Annotated in this window: 2 protein-coding genes; both read left to right on the forward strand. The window is 59.1% G+C overall.

All coding sequences use genetic code 11. The features are described 5' to 3' along the window. Positions 1 to 62: 62 nt before the first annotated feature. Positions 63 to 485 carry a hypothetical protein gene (locus F2P46_RS35755; protein ID WP_229509601.1) on the forward strand — a complete coding sequence of 141 codons (423 nt, stop codon included), beginning with the start codon at positions 63 to 65 and terminating at the stop codon, positions 483 to 485. Continuing rightward, positions 482 to 1488: IS3 family transposase (locus tag F2P46_RS35760; RefSeq protein ID WP_166899255.1), on the forward strand; the 1007-nt coding region annotated here is incomplete at its 3' end. The genes F2P46_RS35755 and F2P46_RS35760, both read left to right, overlap by 4 nt.

The raw sequence follows: 1488 nt of genomic DNA on the forward strand, positions 1-1488 counted from the left end.
CCCCCTGTGTCAAACTGTTGTGAGACAACTTCATCAGTCTAATTAAGGAAGTTGGCACACATATGGAATTGAACATGACAGCAGCATCACATCCGTCCGACGTTTCGGAAGCGGCAGCAAGTACTGAGGTGGTCGCCGTGGCCAAGCGCCGCAAGTTCACGACGGCGTATATGCAGCGCATCGTGCGTGAGGCAGATGCATGCACGGCGCCAGGTGCCATCGGCGCACTGTTGCGTCGCGAGGGCCTGTACAGCTCACATCTGAGCAAGTGGCGGCTGTTGGTCGCGGCAAGTGAGGCGGCCATACCGAACACGAAGCGCGGACCGAAGCCGGATGCGGCAAAAGCGGTGGACAGGCGCGTCGCCAATCTGGAACTGACCAATGAAAAGCTCACCAAACAGCTTGAGCGGGCCAAGCTCATTATCGCGGCCCAAAAAAAACTTTGCAATCTCCTGGGCTTGCCAACGGAAGAGGATTCAGTGTGATGGAGGCGACCTCGGAACTCGTGGGAGAGATGGGCGTGCGCGCTGCCTGCGCCAGCATGGGGCTGGCACGCGGTAGCTACTACCGTGCCCAGCGAGAAACGCGCCAGGCGCTGCATACGGTACGCCGTCCGCGTCGCTCGCCGCTTGCGCTGAGCGAGGCTGAACGGCAGGAGATCATCGATGTACTCCATTCGCCAGAGTATGTCGACGTTGCACCGCGCACGGCGTATGCCATGCTGCTCGATGCAGGGATATTCCTGGCGTCGGTGTCGACCTTCTACCGCATCCTGCGTGCCTGCAGCGGCACGCGTGGACGCCGTGACGAGTTGGTACACCCGGCCTATGCGCGGCCCGAGCTGCTCGCCACGCGGGCCTGTGAGGTGTGGTCGTGGGATATCACCAAGTTGAAGGGGCCGGTCAAGTCGGCACATTTCCATCTGTACGTCATACTCGATATTTTTAGCCGCTACGTGGTCGGCTGGATGATCGCCGATCGTGAATCGGACCTGCTCGCCGAAGCACTCATCGGGCACACCTGTGACAAAGAGGGGATCGCACCTGATCAGCTCACGTTGCACGCTGACCGGGGCGCCGCGATGCGCTCCAAGCTGGTCGCCGATTTGCTCGTCGATCTCGATGTCGTCAAAAGCCATAGCCGCCCTTATACGTCCGACGATAACCCGTACTCTGAAGCGCAATTCAAGACGATGAAGTATCGGCCAGGCTTCCCCGAGCGGTTTCACTCGTTGGATGAAGCGCGTGCCTTCTGTCAGACGTTCTTTGCTTGGTATAACTATGAACATCGGCACTCCGGAATCGGCTACATGACCCCGGCCGCCGTGCACAACGACGTGGCAAAAATCATCTACGAACAGCGCGATCGAGTCTTGCAGAACGCTTTCTCGCGGCATCCAAATCGCTTCAAGAACACGCATCCACGGCCACCGGCACTGCCGACCGAAGCCGGCATCAATATGCCAAAAGCGACAATCCTGGGAGATGT

It is taken from the genome of Massilia sp. CCM 8734 (assembly GCF_011682155.1).
Lineage (GTDB): Bacteria > Pseudomonadota > Gammaproteobacteria > Burkholderiales > Burkholderiaceae_D > Telluria_A > Telluria_A rubra.

Coding starts and splice junctions, on each gene's coding strand:
- F2P46_RS35755 (WP_229509601.1), top strand. CDS start 63: ATGGAATTGAACATGACAGCAGCATCACATCCGTCCGACGTTTCGGAA.